A 14073-nucleotide genomic window follows, 5' to 3' on the forward strand; every position below is an offset into this window, starting at 1 on the left:
GCGCCGACATACGTGGCGCCGAGGAGGATTATTGCTGTGGTCGGGTCCATCCCGTAGGTGAAAGGCAGAAGGAGAGCCAGCGCGATCGACGGAGAGATCCCCGGCAGCGCGCCGCCGACGATGCCCCAGGCCACGCCGGCCAGCGCCGCGAAGACCGCGGGGGTGGTCGTGAGGATGTCCAAGGCGATGGCAAGTCCGTCCATTTGGGTCTCCGGTGCCTCAAAGGCGAAGTCTCGAGGGATGCATCCGGGCGTCCGGCCGGGCCTGCGGTCGCGTCAGCCGATGAGCGAGGGCCAAATCCCCGCAGGAAGAGGGATGTCGAGGAACCTGACGAACAAAAGGTAGTAAGCCACCGCCAGCATGGCGCTGACGCCCAGCGTATACACCCCTGCCCTTGCGCCGATGTAGGCCGACATCACGAAGACAAGGAGCAGGACGCTCAGCAGGTAGCCGAGCAGCGGCAGGACCAGAAGGAAGACGATACCGATCGCCACGACACCGGCAGCCTTGAGATGCTGCGAAAGCGAGAACTCCATGCCGTCCAGCTTCGGTCGGCTGGAGGCCGCGCCTTCGACGCGCCGCGCTGCCCGCAGGTACATCGCCTCGATAGCCAGCGCCCGCAGGATCAGAAGGACGCTGAAGCCCATCATCGCGATGGCGAGCGACCTCGGGAGGGCCGCGGCGTTCACGATGCCGTCGAGCGGGCTGATTGGGATATCGCCGGCAGCCCGCCAGTACCATCCACCGAGCGCCAGAGCGGCGAGGCCGATCCAGACGTCGCGGGGAACACGGAAGCGGGGTGCCGACGACTGTTGCATTTCAGACCTAGGATCAGGGCTTCAGGATGCCGTATTCGATGAGGAAGGCCTTCTGCTCCTCCGCGAACTGCGTCAGGAAAGCCTCGTACTCGTCGGCCGGCATCAGGGTCGGGACAAGGCTTTGGGCCGTGTACCACTCCTTGAATTCCGGATCCTCGAGCACGCGGGCAATGCCTTCGGCCCACAGGTCCTTGATGTCCTGCGGCAAGCCGCGCGGGCCAGCGATGCCGCGGAACTTGGTGACGACGAGGTCGACACCTTCCTCGCGGGCGGTCGGCACGTCCGGGAAATTGTCCAGCCGTTCCTCGGTGTAGGTCGCGAGAAGCCTGATCTCGCCAGCCTCGATCTGTGCCGAAAGCTCCTGAATCTCGCCGATCGCCACGGCGACCGTTTCGTTGAGGACCGAGATCAAAAGCTCGCCGCCGCCGTCATGGGTGATGACCGGGGACGTAACGCCAGTCAGCGCCTTGAACTGCTCCATGACCTGGCGATCAAGAGACCCGGGCGTCGTGACGCCGAAGGGGACGCTGATCGGATTCTCCTTGGCCGCGGCGATTAGGTCGCCGAGCGACTGATAGGGGCTGTCGGACTTCACGAAAACGACCTGGGGATCCATGAAGACGTTCGCGACCCCTCGAGGTCGGTGAAGTCGTACTCGGGGTTCGAGAGCAGCGATGTGTTGATGTAAGTGGGCGTCGTCCCGTAGAAGATCGACCCGTCCGCGGGTGACGTCGCGAGCTTCGCCATTGCGTTGGCGCCCGAGCCGCCGGTGACGTTCTCGACCACGAAGTTCGCTCCCATGGCCTTGCCCAGGAACCCCACCATCTCGCGCAGGAACACGTCGGTTCCGCCGCCGGCGGACGAGTGTGTTACGAGCGTGACGGTATCGTGCGGGTAGTCCTGCGCCGCCGATGCTCCAGCCAAGCCGACTGCGAGTGCGGCCGACAGAGCGGCCGCGCCTGCGAGCCGTCGAATTTCGATACGCATGGGTCCATTCCTCCCTTGTCCCAGCACAGCCAGCAGGACGCGGTGCCAAGGGCAGGACCGGTCCGCATGGCTGTTGCCGCCAAGGATGACGCAAACTAGAAAGATGTCAATCGTCGACAATCTGCAATCGGAGGGCCCGATGACTTGCACCCAGACGACCGCCATCGCGCAGTATATCGCACAGGCTGCGGACCTCCCCCTGCCCGACGATGTCGTCGAGAAGACGCGGCTGCACCTGCTCGACACACTGGCGGCGGTAATCTCTGGCGCGCACCTGCCGGGAGGACTGGCAGGCACAAGGATGGCGCATCGGCTTGGGGGCCCGTCCGATGCCTTGGCCATCGGCGCTGGCAGACTGGTCGCCGCGCCCCATGCCGCATTGGCCAACGCGATGGCGGCGCATGCCGACGAGACCGACGACAGCCATGTCGGCGGCCGCTTTCATCCGGGCTGCGCCATTGTTCCTGCCGCGCTTGCGATGGCCGAGACCGCCGGCCTCGGCGGCACCGCTGTCTTGCGGGCCGTGGCGCTCGGCTACGACGTGGGGGCACGGGCGGTCATGGCCCTCGGCGTCCGCGGGGCAGACACGGCGCGGTTCTCGACCCACACCATCGGGGGCAACTTCGGTGCAACTGCCGCTGCCGCCGCTCTTGCCGGGATCGACACCAGGGGCGCCATGCACGCCCTGTCCTACGCCGTCCAACAGACTTCGGGTGTGCCCTACTGGCGGCGCGACAGCGATCACATCGAGAAGGCCTTCGACTTTGGAGGCGCGGGCGCGCGGAACGGGGTCATGGCCGCGCTGATGGTTCAGGAAGGCTGGACAGCGGTCGAAGGCGTGCTGACCGGAAGCCCGTCCTACCTCTCAGCCTTCGCAGAAGAGCCTCGCCCCGAAGCGCTCAGCGACGGACTTGGATCCCGGTTCGAGATCATGGGCGCCGCGATCAAGAAGTGGTGCGTCGGTTCTCCGATCCAGGCTGCACTCGATTCGCTCATGGCGCTCATCGAAACCCACGGCATCAGACCCGATGATGTCGCCCGCCTGACCGCAATCATGCCGGACGACCGGCTCCACATCGTCGACGACCGCGATATGCCGGACGTCTGTCTCCAGCACCTTCTGGCCATCGGCCTCATCGATCGCGGCGTGGGCTTCTCCGCCGCCCATGACGTGGCTCGCATGATGGACCCAGCCGTTCTCGACCTTCGCAAGCGCATTTTCGCCAGCCTAAGCAGGGATTTGACAGAGGCCCGTCCGCCACGCCAGGCCATCGTCGAGATCGAGACGACGGACGGGCGCAGCCTTCGTCATCATACCCGCGCGGTGCTCGGCACACCGGACAACCCGATGTCGCGGGAAGACGTCGCCGCCAAGGCGCGTGACCTCATGGACCCCATCCTCGGCAGCGACCGCTCAGCGCAGCTCGTCGAAACAGTCCTGGACATCGACCGCCTCGACGACGTGCGCGGCCTCAGGCCGCTGCTGACGCCGGCCTGAGCATCAGGGCATGTACATGCCGCCGCTGACGTGAACCGTCTGGCCGGTCATGAAGCGCGCCTCGGGCATGCAGAGCGACAGAATGACGAAAGCGGCCTCCTCGATCTCACCGTCCCGTCCGACAATTGGACGGCTGGCCATCTCCGGCGACTTGCCGGCCGTGGCCGAGCGCTTCCCGCCGATCTTGCCGGGTGCCACGCAATTGACAGTGATGTTTCTGTCCGCGAACTCCAGAGCCAGCGACTTGGTGAGGCCGACGAGGCCGGCCTTCGCCGTGGCGACATGCGCCCGCTCCTTGGCGCCCACATGCGCCGAGACACCGCCCAGGTTCACGATCGTTCCGCCTCCGCGGCCGACCATGCTGCGTAGCGCCGCGCGACTGCACAGGAAGGCGCCATCCAGGATGACCGCGGTGGTGCCGCGCCAATCGGCGAGAGTCATCTCGAGGAAGGGCGCCTGCGCGCGGATGGCGGCGTTGTTGACGAGGATGTCGACGCCGCCGAACGCATCGCTGGCGGCCTGGAAGATCCGCGAGACGTCTTCTTCCACGGTCACGTCGCCAAGGGCCACGACTGCCCTGGCGCCCAAGCCTCGGACCTCTTCCGCCACCGCCTCGACCTCCTCCCGCGACTGACGGGCGTGGACCAGCACGTCGGCTCCGGCCTGCGCCAGCCCAAGGGCGACCGCGCGCCCGATCCGGCGCGAGGCGCCCGTCACAACGGCAGCTTTCCCGGCAAGCGGCCTGTCGGTCCTGTTCAGCATTCTCGTCCTCCTCGAGAGATTGATCACGTCCCTGACGTTTGACGTCTCGACCGTGCCTTCGTATTGTCAACAATATGCAATGTTGAGACCTGAGGCAAACGTGGACAGGATCGCGAAACGACAGCCGATGGAAGGCTCGGAAGCTCTCGACCTTCTCAAGTCGTCCTCCCTCAGCCAGCTTGTGCAGAGCGAGATTCAGAAGATCATCCTGTCCGGACGCTACAGTGCCGGGGCGAAGCTGAACGAGAAGACGCTGGCGGATCAGCTCGGGGTCAGCCGCGGGCCCGTGCGCGAGGCCTTCCAGGCCCTGCACGCGCGCGGGCTCGTCGAGATGATTCCGAACCGCGGCGTCTTCGTGCAGCGCATCACCCGCCACGACGCCGTCGCGATCTATGACGTCCGGGCCGGCATCTTCGGCACCGCCTGCCGCCTTTTGGCCGAGCGCATCACGGCAGACATGGTCAACGAACTGAACGTCCTTCTTGCACAAATGGAAGTCGCAGGGCAGCGCCGGGACATCGACGCCTATTTCCCGCTGAATATCGAGTTCCACACGGCGATCGTCACGGGCACCGGAAACCAGGTGCTGGCGGACACCTACTTCGGGCTCATCTCGCGCCTGCAGCTGTTCCGCGCCCGCGGCCTCGTCCACGGCGGCGGATTCGAGAGCTCGAACATCGAGCATCGCGCCATCGTCGCAGCTCTCGATGCCCGCGACCCTCATGGTGCCTTCGAGGCAGGCTGGGCGCACGTGCAGGCCGGCAAGGCCCGCATCCTCGCGTCGGACGAGAACACCGCGGGGTCGACGTGACGGCCGACTTGCCGCCGCCGGGTGCGGCACGCGCGGAAGTCTATGCCGCCTGGCTCGCTGGCCTGGCCTGGGCGGATGTTAGCGAGCGGATGCGGCAGGTCGCCCTTCTCGATGTCACCGATGCGCTCGGTCTGTGCGTGGCCGCGCGAGGCGAGCCCTACATGGTGCAGATCGTCGGAGGTTGGGACAGCGAGGGACCCTGCACTGCTCTCGGCCACACACGCCGCCTCGATGCCGCCGGGGCAGCCCTTGCGAACGGCGTCGCTATCCACGGCGAGGATTTCGACGACACTCTCGAAGGGTCGCCGATCCGGGTCGGCGCGATGACGATCCCTGCGGCTCTGGCGGCGGCGGAACGGTTCGGTCTGTCCGGCGAACGTGCCGCCCTGGGAATCGTCGCGGGGCTCGAAACCGTGTGCCGGCTCAATCGGGTCGCGCCGGGCGCCATTCACCGCGCGGGCTTCCATCCGGTGGGCGTGATCGGCGCCATGGGAGCGGCGGCCGCCGCCGGAGTCGCTCTCGGACTCGATGTGCGTCAGCAGACGATGGCCTTCGGGCTTGCGGGGAGCATGGCGTCGGGGATCCTCGAGTATCTGTCAGAGGGCGCCTGGACCAAGCGGCTTCATCCCGGATGGGCTGCGCAATCGGGGCTTCGCGCGGCCGTCCTCGCGCGATCCGGCTTCTTCGCCCCTCGCACAGTATTCGAGGGTCCGCACGGCTTCTTTCATGCCTTCGCACCGTCCGCCGAGCCGGACTTCACACCGCTCGAGACGTCCCTCGGCGACGAATGGTATGCCGAGAGGATCCTGTTCAAGCCCTTCGCCTGCGGGACGATGATCCATCCTTACGTCGATTGCATGCGTCGCCTCGCCGCCAGCGGCGTGCGGGCCGCGGACATCCGAAAGATCACCTGTCCCACCGCCGAAGGTCTGATTCACCGGCTGTGGGAACCGTTGGCGGTCAAGCACCGTCCGCCCTCCGGCTATGCCGCAAAGTTCTCGATGCCCTACTGCATGGCCGTCGGGTTCTTCGACGACGACGCGGGCCTGAGCCAGTTCAGCGATACACGCGCGAGTGATCCCAAGGTTCTCGATCTGGCCGCGAAGATCTCTTACGAGATCGATCCCGCCAACGAGTATCCGCGCAATTACACCGGTCACATCCGGGTCGAGACGACCGACGGCCGACGCATCGCGATCGACCAGCCGCACATGCGCGGCGGCGTCCGCGAACCGCTGACTGCCGAGGAGATCCGCGCGAAGGCGGTGGCCAATTGCCGGCACGGCGGGTGGTCTGTCACGCAGGCCGAGGCGATGCTCGACTGGGTGTCCGGGCTGCCCAGCCAGCCCGACCTGTCCGGCTTCGCCGTGCTGGCCACCTGATGCATTGGAGAAGACGTCATGACTGAGCCCACGCTCTCGGAACGCCTGGCAGAGTGGATCCTCGATTTCGAGATCGACCAGGCGTCGGTTGCCGCGCGGCAGGGAGCGGCGGACACGATCCTCGATACCGTGTGTCTGGCCGTCGCGGCGCTTGACAGCGACTACGGAACTGCCGTCCGAACCGCTTTCTCCGATGAGGGCAAGGCTACGGTCTGGGGTCTTGTAGAGGGCCGGTCCCCTGAAGCCGCGGCCGCAATCAACGGGACCTGCGGCCATGGCGAGGACTACGACAACACGTTTGAAGGCTGCCCCGTCCACACAGGCGTCGTCATCGTCCCTGCCCTCGTCGCCGCGTCCGAGCGCCACGGTCTCGACGCCGCGGACACTGCCCGTGGAATCGTCGTAGGGCTCGAGGTCATGTGTCGCCTGGGCCTCGTGGCGGACAAGTCCGTCCACAAGGCCGGCTTCCATCCGACGGCCGTCCTCGGCGCGATGGCCGCTGCCGCAGGCGTTTCGGCAGCGCTGCGCCTCGAACGCGACGCGATCCGCAACGCGCTCGGGGTCGCCGGATCGATGGCCTCGGGCATCATCGAATACCTTGCCGACGGCAGCTCCACGAAACGCCTGCACCCCGGTTGGGCCGCGCAGTCGGGACTGCGCGCGGCAGCCCTGGGGGCGGCAGGGTTCACGGGACCTGCAACTGTATTCGAGGGAACGCACGGCTTCTTCAACGGCTTCTCCAACCCTCGGGCCACGGACTTCTCGCCCTTCATCGACGGCCTGGGCGAGCGATGGGAATCCGCCCGCCTTGCCTTCAAACCCTTCGCCTGCGGGACGATGACCCAGCCCTACGTGGACTGCGCCATCGACCTTCGGACTCGCGGAATCGCTCCCGAGGACGTGGTGAGCCTGACCTGCGACGTTGGCGAAGGCACGGTCCACCGCCTGTGGGAGCCAACCGAGTCGAAGAAGGCGCCCCCGACGCCCTATGCTGCCAAGTTCTCGGGCCCCTACTGCATCGCCGCGGGCTGGATTTGGGGGGACGCCGGCCTCGCGCAGTTCACCGAAACCGCGGTCCGCGATCCCCGCGCTCTCGATCTGGCCTCGAAGGTGCGCTTCCGCGTCGACCCCGAGAACGAGTATCCCGCAAACTATACCGGGCACATCCGCGCGACGCTTGCGGACGGAAGCCAAGTCGAAGCCTTCGTGCCCTGCATGCGGGGAGGCGCACGCGCGCCCCTCAGCCGCGAGGATCTTTTGGTGAAGGCGCGCGCGAACCTGTCCTTCGCGGGCCGCGACCCGGACCAGGCACAGGCCGTAGCGGATTGGGCGGACAGGCTGATGGCGGGCGGCGGCAAGGTCGAAACGCACGTCCTGAAGCTTTGCTGACCGGAGCGCTTCTTCAGGCGCTGTCTCCTGGCATGGTCGTGGCCGGGATGGCCGTCTGCTTCCTCGCCGGCATCCTCGGAGGCCTCTCCGGCTATGGGGCGGGCCTCCTTGTCACGCTGTTCATCGCTCCGATCATTGGTCCGAAGGCGCTGATCCCCGTCATCTCGGTCCTGATGCTGATCAACAACTTCAGCCGGGTCTGGTTCTATCGCAGCGGGCTTCACGTTCCGACGGTCGCGAAGATCTCGGCAGTTGCATTGCCCATGTCCTGGCTCGGCGCAGAGCTTTACGTCCAGATGGACTCGGCCCAGATCCAGAGCGTGCTCGGCGCCGTCCTTGTTCTGTCGGTGCCCGTGCGGCGACTGATCGACAGGATGAAGATCACGCCCGGACCAGTCGCGGTCTACGGAATCGGCGCGACATTCGGCTTCCTGTCCTCGCTGATCGTCGGAGCCGGAATGCTCATCATGCCCATGCTGATGGGGATCGGCTTCGCAGGTCCGGCCCTCCTGGCGACCGATGCGGCGATCGCCGTCAGCACAAACTTCTTCAAGACCATCGTCTTCGGCGCGCTCGACGCCCTCGACGCCGGACATTTTCTCCTCGCGCTGGCGATGGGTCTCTGCACGGTGCCGGGAACTGCATGTGCCGCCTGGATCGTCCGGCGCACGAGCCTCCACCTGCATACCGCGATCATCGAAACGCTGATCATTTTCGGCGGAACGATGATGCTCTTCGGCTTCCTGGGCTGAGATCATCAGTGTCGACGGCCTGAAAAGGATCGGGGAATGCTGGTCCTCCCCGCGACGGCAGAAGTGTGTAATCACCCCGGAATCCACTCCTTGATCGTCCAAGGGTGCCTCTGCGGTCCTCCTTGGGGGCTGCCGCCGGTGCTGTGCCCCTTCTGCATAACCCCCGAAACAACGGAAAGAACGTGCCAGAGCCAGATCGGGAGAGTGCCTGCGGGAGGCCAAGCGGCGGAGGGAAAGGGACCGGGATCAAACGTCACCTATCACGCGTCACCCTTGGTGTGACTGCCGCAACCGTTTGGATATATGCGCTTTTTATGAGTCTCTAATGGCGCGGCCGTAAGTTCCGCATGGAGACATTACGGGCTCCGGGTCCAAGTACAGGGTCCAACTCTGTATCTGGAGGACCCAAGACATGGGCTTCGAACTCGTCCTCGGCGGCCTCGTTGCCGCAGCGCTCCTCGTGTATATCCTGGCCGTGCTGATGCGGACTGAGCTGCTCCGAGGGGCGCATCATGGCAAGGCAACCGACACAATCCATCTTTGCGGCCGACCTCGTCGGCCCCGCACTGCGGCAGAGCTTCACCAAGCTGCATCCCCGTCTGCTCGTGCGCAACCCGGTCATGTTCACGACCGCGATTGTCGCGCTTCTGGCGACGATCCTGCTCCTTCGGACGGCCGTCACCAAAGGCGACGTCCTCTTCGAAGCGCAGCTCGTCTTCTGGCTCTGGCTCACGGTCCTCTTCGGAAGCTTCGCCGAGGCGCTGGCCGAGGGACGCGGAAATGCTCAGGCGGCGGCACTAAGGTCGACGAAGGCAGAGCTGAGAGGCAAGCGCGTCAGGGGCGACAGCACAAAAGACGTCCTGGCAAGCGAGTTGCGCAAAGACGACGTGGTGCTTGTCGAAACCGGCGACCTGATCCCGGGGGACGGCGAGGTGATCGAGGGCGTGGCCTCGGTCAACGAGGCGGCGATCACCGGCGAGAGCGCCCCGGTGATCCGCGAGGCGGGCGGCGACCGTTCGGCCGTGACTGCGGGCACGCGTGTGATCTCCGACTGGATAAAAGTGAAGGTCACGGCCGAGGCACGTGCGGGCTTTCTCGATCGGATGATCGCGCTCGTCGAGGGCGCGAGCCGGGCCAAGACGCCGAACGAGATCGCGCTCACGGTGCTGCTGACCGGGCTTACGCTGATCTTCCTCGTCGCCGTCGGCACGCTGCCCGCTTTCGCCGCCTATGCGGGCGGTTCCATCGCGGTGCCCGTGCTGATCGCGCTGTTCGTCGCGCTGATTCCGACGACGATCTCGGCGCTGCTGTCAGCCATCGGCATCGCGGGCATGGACAGGCTGATCCGGTTCAACGTGCTGGCCAAGTCTGGCCGCGCGGTGGAGGCGGCGGGCGACATCGACACGCTCTTGCTCGACAAGACCGGGACGATCACGCTCGGTGACCGACAGGCGACCGAGTTCCTGCCCCTGTCGGGCATCCGAGAAACCGAACTCGTCGAGGCGGCGCGGCTGTCGTCGCTCGGCGACGAAACGCCGGAAGGCCGCTCGATCATCGAACTGGCCGGAAACGGCGAAGCCGCCCCGGACGGCTCGGAAGTGGTCGGGTTCACCGCCCAGACCCGGGTGAGCGGTCTCGACATCGGTGACCGCAAGGTCCGCAAGGGCGCGGTCGACGCCGTCCTCAAGCTGCATGCCTTCGAGCCGGCGGCGGTGATTTTGCGTTGATCAAGCGCAGCATTTGCAGGGGATATTCGCCCTTTGTGGTGCCGGATCAGGCTGGCGCAGGTTCAATGAACCGCCGCACGCCTCGTTACCTGGGTTGGGGCGTGGATACGTTTGCGCTCTCCACTCAAGATGAGCACAAGTGCCTCCTCGGAGAAGATCCTCCATCTCGAATCGGGATTTCGACTCTGTTGTTAAGCTGCATAGCATTTGGTCAGAAGCGACTGGGCTTCCGAGGCACATCGTCTCTGAGGCCAACGGCCAATAAGCTCGCCACCAAGTGAAGGCAATAAACGGCGGCTGGCTGTATATCTACAAAATGGCTGAGTCCGGGAGGGACTGACTGCTGCAAGTCGTCCAGCACGCGTTCGAGCAACATTTGCTCGTAGCCAGTAATGACCAGCAAATATGGCAGTGGCTTGTCCCCGCCACGAAGGGACTGTTCGCGCGTCATGGGCGGAGGTGCAGAGGGACTGACAATGAACGCGCTCACCAGGCCTTCCAGACCGTCCATTCCGGGCGCGAAATGCTCGGCAAACCATTCAGCGACTTCGTCTCCAGAACCTGGATCGAAGCGCATCACAACGGCGGATGAACCCAGTCCCAATCCGACGCTCGCACTGATCCGACCGAAGCCCCGGGTCATTCCTCGGAACCTCGGCATCATGCGTTCGGTCCATGGCGAGGGGTCGTTCAGACGACCGAGATATTCCGGCGACGTTGCGACGTCGACGTCATCCACTTCGTAGAGCACCATGTAGCGAGGCGACCCCTTCGAGACCCAGCGGGACACGCCACGGAAACCCGGTACGGAAAGACGCTCACGGACATGTTCTTCCGTGTGCCAGGCATCATGGTCTGCGACGTCGCCCTCGATGTCGTAGAACAGAACCATCAGAGCGTTTGTGCTAAGCGCCATTCAGGGTCTCCCTCGGCTTGACCTTTATTCTTCTTCCGCCGCGCTTCTGTCAGATATAAACGTTTCTGTATGAACTTTCTCAGGTTTGAAACTGACGCCCAGGACGGTGAAACGATCGGGGACGTGGTCTATCGTCGGCTGCGATCCGACATTGTGAACGGTGCACTGAAACCGCTCGAGAAGCTCAAGCTCGACCACATGCGGGACACCTACGGCCTCAGCGTTCCGACGGCGCGGGAAATCCTCAACCGTCTCGTCGTGGAACAGCTCGTCACGGCGGAGGGACAGCGCGGCTTCAGGGTCGCGCCTATAAGCCGGCAAGAGCTGGCCGACCTCGCTGACCTCCGCAAACTCCTTGAGACCAATGCGCTGCGCCGGTCCATTGCCGCAGGCGACCTCGAATGGGAGGGCGCCGTCGTCTCCGCGCACCACAAGCTCTCGACCGTCGAGCAGGAGCTTGGCAAGGGCGCGTCGAGATCGGTGGCTCAATGGGTCCGTTACGACTGGGGCTTCCACCACGCAACGATCGCGGCCTGCGATCAGGTCGTGCTGATGCAGACCCACGCGACGATCTTCGACCGCTACGCGCGCTACCACATGCTCGTCCTCGATTTTCGTTCCGGAGTGGCTGCGGACCACAGGCAACTGCGGGACCACGTTCTGGCGCGCGATGCCGATGCCGCGGAAGCTCTGCTCGTTCAGCACATCGAGCGCGGGATGCAGCATATCCTCGGGACCGGGAAGGTGCCCTAGGCTTTTCGGGCCAGTTCGGCGAGCCGCGTGATGGCAAAGCCGTAGCCGCCGATACCGAACCCTTCGATCTTGGCGGTCGCCGCCTTCGAGACGTAGGACAGGTGACGGAACTCGTCGCGCCGGAAGAGAGGCGAGATGTGGACCTCGATGATCGGCCCGTCGAAGATCAGAAGAGCGTCGAGGATCGCAATCGAGGTCGAGGTGAACCCTGCCGGATTGATCAGGATGCCGGCCGCAGAACCGCGCGCCTTCTTGATCCACGCCATGATCTCGGCTTCCGAGTCGCTCTGGCGAAAATCTATGGTCACACCGCATTCGTCGCCCGTGTGACGACACAGCCTTTCGACGTCCGACAAGGTGTCGTGTCCATAGATCTCGGGCTGCCTTGTTCCCAGCATGTCGAGGTTCGGACCGTTGATGACGAGAATGGTGGGTCTATGCGGCATGTCAGTCTCCGTAAAGTCAGCCGCCGTAGCCGTAGAGCCGCGGCAGAAAGAGGACGAGATCGGGGAGGAACGTGATCATGCCGAGACCGAGGATCATGATCCCGAGGAACGGCAGGAGGTAATAGATCGTCTCCCCGATCGGGGACTTCGTGATGGAGGTCACCACGAAGAGCAGGAGGCCATAGGGAGGAGTGACGAGTCCGATCATCGTGTTCACGACGACGATCACACCGAAATGCACCGGGTCGACACCGAGCGCGACGGCCGTTGGCAGGAAGATGGGCACGATGACCAGAAGAATGGCGTTCGCTTCGAGGAGGCAGCCCAGGACGAGAAGGACGAGATTGACCAACAGAAGGAAGCCGATGCGCGAGAGCTCGGCATCCCCCAGTGCCCCCTGGATTACATTGGGGATCTGTTCGACCGTGACCACGTAGTTGAAGGCCAACGCACCGGCGATGAGAAAGCCGACGCTCGCTGTGGACTTGGCGCTGTGGCGCACGGTCTCATAGGCGGTTCTCAGGCTGACGGAACGATAAAAGACCGTGGAGACAATGAAGGCGTATAACGCCGCGAGGGCCGCCGCTTCGGTCGGGGTGGTGACGCCCCCATAGATGCCAACCAGGAGGATTACCGGCATCAACAGAGCGGGAACGGCCCGCAACGTGAGCATCGGCAGTTCGCGCAGCGGCACGGGGTCGTCGACGGGGTAGTCGTGAACACGTGCCTGCCACGCATTCATCGCCATGAGCAGAACGCCAAGGATCAGCCCTGGTGCGACACCGCCGAGAAACAGGTAGCCGATGGATGTGTCCGAGACGAGCGCGAACAATACCATGGGGATCGACGGCGGAATGATCGGTCCGATGACTGCCGAAGCAGCGGTGATGGCGCCGGCGTAGGCGGCGGGATATTTTCCGTCGCGGGTCATCAGGTTGATGATGATGCGGCCCATTCCGACGGCATCGGCAATGGCCGACCCGGACATTCCCGAGAAGATCAGCGACGAGACGACGTTGACGTGGCCGAGACCCCCTCGAAACCGCCCGACAAGTCCGCGGCAGAAGTTCAGGAGCTTGTCGGACAGGGTGCCGACATTCATCAGATCGGCTGCGAAGATGAAGAGCGGGATCGCCAGAAGCACGTAGGAGCCGTAGAGGCCGTTCAGCATCTGCTCGGCGGCGATGGACATGTCCCGCCCTTGAAGCAGAAGGTAGAGCGTGGACGCGCCCAGCATCGCATGTCCGATCGGAAGGCCGAGGATGGCCGTTGCGACGATCGCGGCGACTGTGACGCCGAACTCCCAGCTCATCCCGCGAGGTCTCTGTCGGACAGGGCGTCGTCTCCTGGCTCTCGTCCTCTGACGGACTGCCAGAAGATCACTAGGTAGCGCAGGATCGAGACCACCATGAAGATGATGAGGACCGAGAAAACCCAGCTGAAAGGGAGGTCGAGATAGGAGGTCTCCTGGATCTTCATGAAGGTCACGAAGTCCCAGTTAGCCGGAAGCGCAATTCCGTAGATTGCGACGAGCGCTGCGGAAAATACCACGCGGAACCAGCGGCGCACCGCGGGGCGGACCGAGCCGTAGATGATGTCGAAGCGAATTTCTTCGTCTTCCGACGTCGACACGGATTGACCCCAGAGGACAATCCACAGCCAGGCGATCACGCAGACTTCGACGGTCCAGCCCACAGGGCTGTCGACGACGTATCGCATGACGACCTGAATGATGAACGAGACGAACATTGCAGCCAGCAGAAAAGCCGGCACCGCGTCGGCCGCAGCGCGGACTGTTCTTTTCCAGCTGGCAAACGGAAAGCTCATGTCGT

The 14073-nt window shown here is 64.6% G+C and carries 16 protein-coding genes; 7 read left to right on the plus strand and 9 right to left on the minus strand.

Features of this window, described 5'->3' with window-relative positions; all coding sequences use genetic code 11:
• The 4 genes from C8D95_RS14630 to C8D95_RS22295 all read right to left on the minus strand — a co-directional run.
• The coding region (locus tag C8D95_RS14630; RefSeq protein ID WP_211312652.1) for a tripartite tricarboxylate transporter permease at positions 1-203 on the minus strand (203 nt) is incomplete at its 3' end.
• A 72-nt stretch (positions 204-275) separates the two neighbouring features.
• Positions 276-818: a tripartite tricarboxylate transporter TctB family protein gene (locus C8D95_RS14635; protein WP_109759952.1), complete on the minus strand. Its 543-nt coding sequence runs from the start codon at positions 816-818 to the stop codon at positions 276-278.
• A 13-nt stretch (positions 819-831) separates the two neighbouring features.
• Positions 832-1434 carry a tripartite tricarboxylate transporter substrate binding protein gene (locus C8D95_RS22290; RefSeq protein ID WP_206508468.1) on the minus strand — a complete coding sequence of 201 codons (603 nt, stop codon included), beginning with the start codon at positions 1432-1434 and terminating at the stop codon, positions 832-834.
• Positions 1410-1805, minus strand: a complete 396-nt coding sequence (locus C8D95_RS22295; RefSeq protein WP_206508467.1) for a type 2 periplasmic-binding domain-containing protein — start codon at positions 1803-1805, stop codon at positions 1410-1412. The genes C8D95_RS22290 and C8D95_RS22295 overlap by 25 nt, the downstream gene beginning before the upstream one ends.
• A gap of 139 nt (positions 1806-1944) precedes the next feature.
• On the opposite strand from C8D95_RS22295, the gene C8D95_RS14645 reads away from it, so the two are divergent.
• Complete coding sequence (locus C8D95_RS14645; RefSeq protein ID WP_164721615.1) at positions 1945-3303, plus strand: MmgE/PrpD family protein; 1359 nt, start codon at positions 1945-1947, stop codon at positions 3301-3303.
• A gap of 3 nt (positions 3304-3306) precedes the next feature.
• Here C8D95_RS14645 and C8D95_RS14650 read toward each other — a convergent pair whose 3' ends face one another.
• Positions 3307-4065 (minus strand): SDR family NAD(P)-dependent oxidoreductase, encoded by a 759-nt coding sequence (locus C8D95_RS14650; RefSeq protein ID WP_109759954.1) that lies wholly within the window; start codon positions 4063-4065, stop codon positions 3307-3309.
• Between the two features lie 100 nt (positions 4066-4165).
• Between C8D95_RS14650 and C8D95_RS14655 the strand changes: the two genes are divergently transcribed.
• The 5 genes from C8D95_RS14655 to C8D95_RS14680 all read left to right on the plus strand — a co-directional run bounded on the left by C8D95_RS14655 (position 4166) and on the right by C8D95_RS14680 (position 10126).
• Complete coding sequence (locus C8D95_RS14655; protein ID WP_164721614.1) at positions 4166-4876, plus strand: FCD domain-containing protein; 711 nt, start codon at positions 4166-4168, stop codon at positions 4874-4876.
• Positions 4873-6258, plus strand: a complete 1386-nt coding sequence (locus C8D95_RS14660; protein ID WP_206508464.1) for an MmgE/PrpD family protein — start codon at positions 4873-4875, stop codon at positions 6256-6258. Before C8D95_RS14655 ends, C8D95_RS14660 begins: the two co-directional genes overlap by 4 nt.
• 18 nt (positions 6259-6276) lie before the next feature.
• Positions 6277-7647: an MmgE/PrpD family protein gene (locus C8D95_RS14665; RefSeq protein ID WP_109759956.1), complete on the plus strand. Its 1371-nt coding sequence runs from the start codon at positions 6277-6279 to the stop codon at positions 7645-7647.
• Positions 7641-8399 carry a sulfite exporter TauE/SafE family protein gene (locus tag C8D95_RS14670; RefSeq protein WP_109759957.1) on the plus strand — a complete coding sequence of 253 codons (759 nt, stop codon included), beginning with the start codon at positions 7641-7643 and terminating at the stop codon, positions 8397-8399. The genes C8D95_RS14665 and C8D95_RS14670 overlap by 7 nt, the downstream gene beginning before the upstream one ends.
• Before the next feature lie 512 nt (positions 8400-8911).
• Positions 8912-10126 (plus strand): HAD-IC family P-type ATPase, encoded by a 1215-nt coding sequence (locus tag C8D95_RS14680; RefSeq protein WP_428842851.1) that lies wholly within the window; start codon positions 8912-8914, stop codon positions 10124-10126.
• Positions 10127-10337: 211 nt separating this feature from the next.
• Here the strand turns inward: C8D95_RS14680 and C8D95_RS14685 are convergent, their stop codons facing one another.
• The gene (locus C8D95_RS14685) at positions 10338-11018 is read right to left on the minus strand and encodes a hypothetical protein (protein WP_146203004.1); all 681 of its coding nucleotides are present in this window, start codon (positions 11016-11018) and stop codon (positions 10338-10340) included.
• A 93-nt stretch (positions 11019-11111) separates the two neighbouring features.
• Here C8D95_RS14685 and C8D95_RS14690 point away from each other — a divergent pair, with 93 nt between their 5' ends.
• Positions 11112-11795, plus strand: a complete 684-nt coding sequence (locus C8D95_RS14690) for a GntR family transcriptional regulator (RefSeq protein WP_109759959.1) — start codon at positions 11112-11114, stop codon at positions 11793-11795.
• Here the strand turns inward: C8D95_RS14690 and C8D95_RS14695 are convergent.
• Genes C8D95_RS14695 through C8D95_RS14705 form a run of 3 tightly spaced genes read right to left on the minus strand, consistent with a single transcriptional unit; the run spans position 11792 to position 14068 of the window.
• Positions 11792-12241, minus strand: a complete 450-nt coding sequence (locus tag C8D95_RS14695) for a type II 3-dehydroquinate dehydratase (protein ID WP_109759960.1) — start codon at positions 12239-12241, stop codon at positions 11792-11794. The genes C8D95_RS14690 and C8D95_RS14695 overlap by 4 nt on opposite strands.
• Before the next feature lie 16 nt (positions 12242-12257).
• Positions 12258-13553: a TRAP transporter large permease gene (locus C8D95_RS14700; protein ID WP_109759961.1), complete on the minus strand. Its 1296-nt coding sequence runs from the start codon at positions 13551-13553 to the stop codon at positions 12258-12260.
• Complete coding sequence (locus C8D95_RS14705) at positions 13550-14068, minus strand: TRAP transporter small permease (RefSeq protein WP_109759962.1); 519 nt, start codon at positions 14066-14068, stop codon at positions 13550-13552. The genes C8D95_RS14700 and C8D95_RS14705 overlap by 4 nt, the downstream gene beginning before the upstream one ends.
• Positions 14069-14073 lie beyond the last annotated feature (5 nt).

It is taken from the genome of Silicimonas algicola (genome assembly GCF_003148765.1).
GTDB lineage: Bacteria > Pseudomonadota > Alphaproteobacteria > Rhodobacterales > Rhodobacteraceae > Silicimonas > Silicimonas algicola.

What these genes read in the sequence shown, in the direction of transcription:
- C8D95_RS14635 (WP_109759952.1), bottom strand. Translation starts at nt 818, where the DNA reads ATGCAACAGTCGTCGGCACCCCGCTTCCGTGTTCCCCGCGACGTCTGG.
- C8D95_RS22290 (WP_206508468.1), bottom strand. Translation starts at nt 1,434, where the DNA reads ATGGATCCCCAGGTCGTTTTCGTGAAGTCCGACAGCCCCTATCAGTCG.
- C8D95_RS22295 (WP_206508467.1), bottom strand. Translation starts at nt 1,805, where the DNA reads ATGCGTATCGAAATTCGACGGCTCGCAGGCGCGGCCGCTCTGTCGGCC.
- C8D95_RS14645 (WP_164721615.1), top strand. Translation starts at nt 1,945, where the DNA reads ATGACTTGCACCCAGACGACCGCCATCGCGCAGTATATCGCACAGGCT.
- C8D95_RS14650 (WP_109759954.1), bottom strand. Translation starts at nt 4,065, where the DNA reads ATGCTGAACAGGACCGACAGGCCGCTTGCCGGGAAAGCTGCCGTTGTG.
- C8D95_RS14665 (WP_109759956.1), top strand. Translation starts at nt 6,277, where the DNA reads ATGACTGAGCCCACGCTCTCGGAACGCCTGGCAGAGTGGATCCTCGAT.
- C8D95_RS14680 (WP_428842851.1), top strand. Translation starts at nt 8,912, where the DNA reads ATGGCAAGGCAACCGACACAATCCATCTTTGCGGCCGACCTCGTCGGC.
- C8D95_RS14685 (WP_146203004.1), bottom strand. Translation starts at nt 11,018, where the DNA reads ATGGTTCTGTTCTACGACATCGAGGGCGACGTCGCAGACCATGATGCC.
- C8D95_RS14690 (WP_109759959.1), top strand. Translation starts at nt 11,112, where the DNA reads ATGAACTTTCTCAGGTTTGAAACTGACGCCCAGGACGGTGAAACGATC.
- C8D95_RS14695 (WP_109759960.1), bottom strand. Translation starts at nt 12,241, where the DNA reads ATGCCGCATAGACCCACCATTCTCGTCATCAACGGTCCGAACCTCGAC.
- C8D95_RS14700 (WP_109759961.1), bottom strand. Translation starts at nt 13,553, where the DNA reads ATGAGCTGGGAGTTCGGCGTCACAGTCGCCGCGATCGTCGCAACGGCC.
- C8D95_RS14705 (WP_109759962.1), bottom strand. Translation starts at nt 14,068, where the DNA reads ATGAGCTTTCCGTTTGCCAGCTGGAAAAGAACAGTCCGCGCTGCGGCC.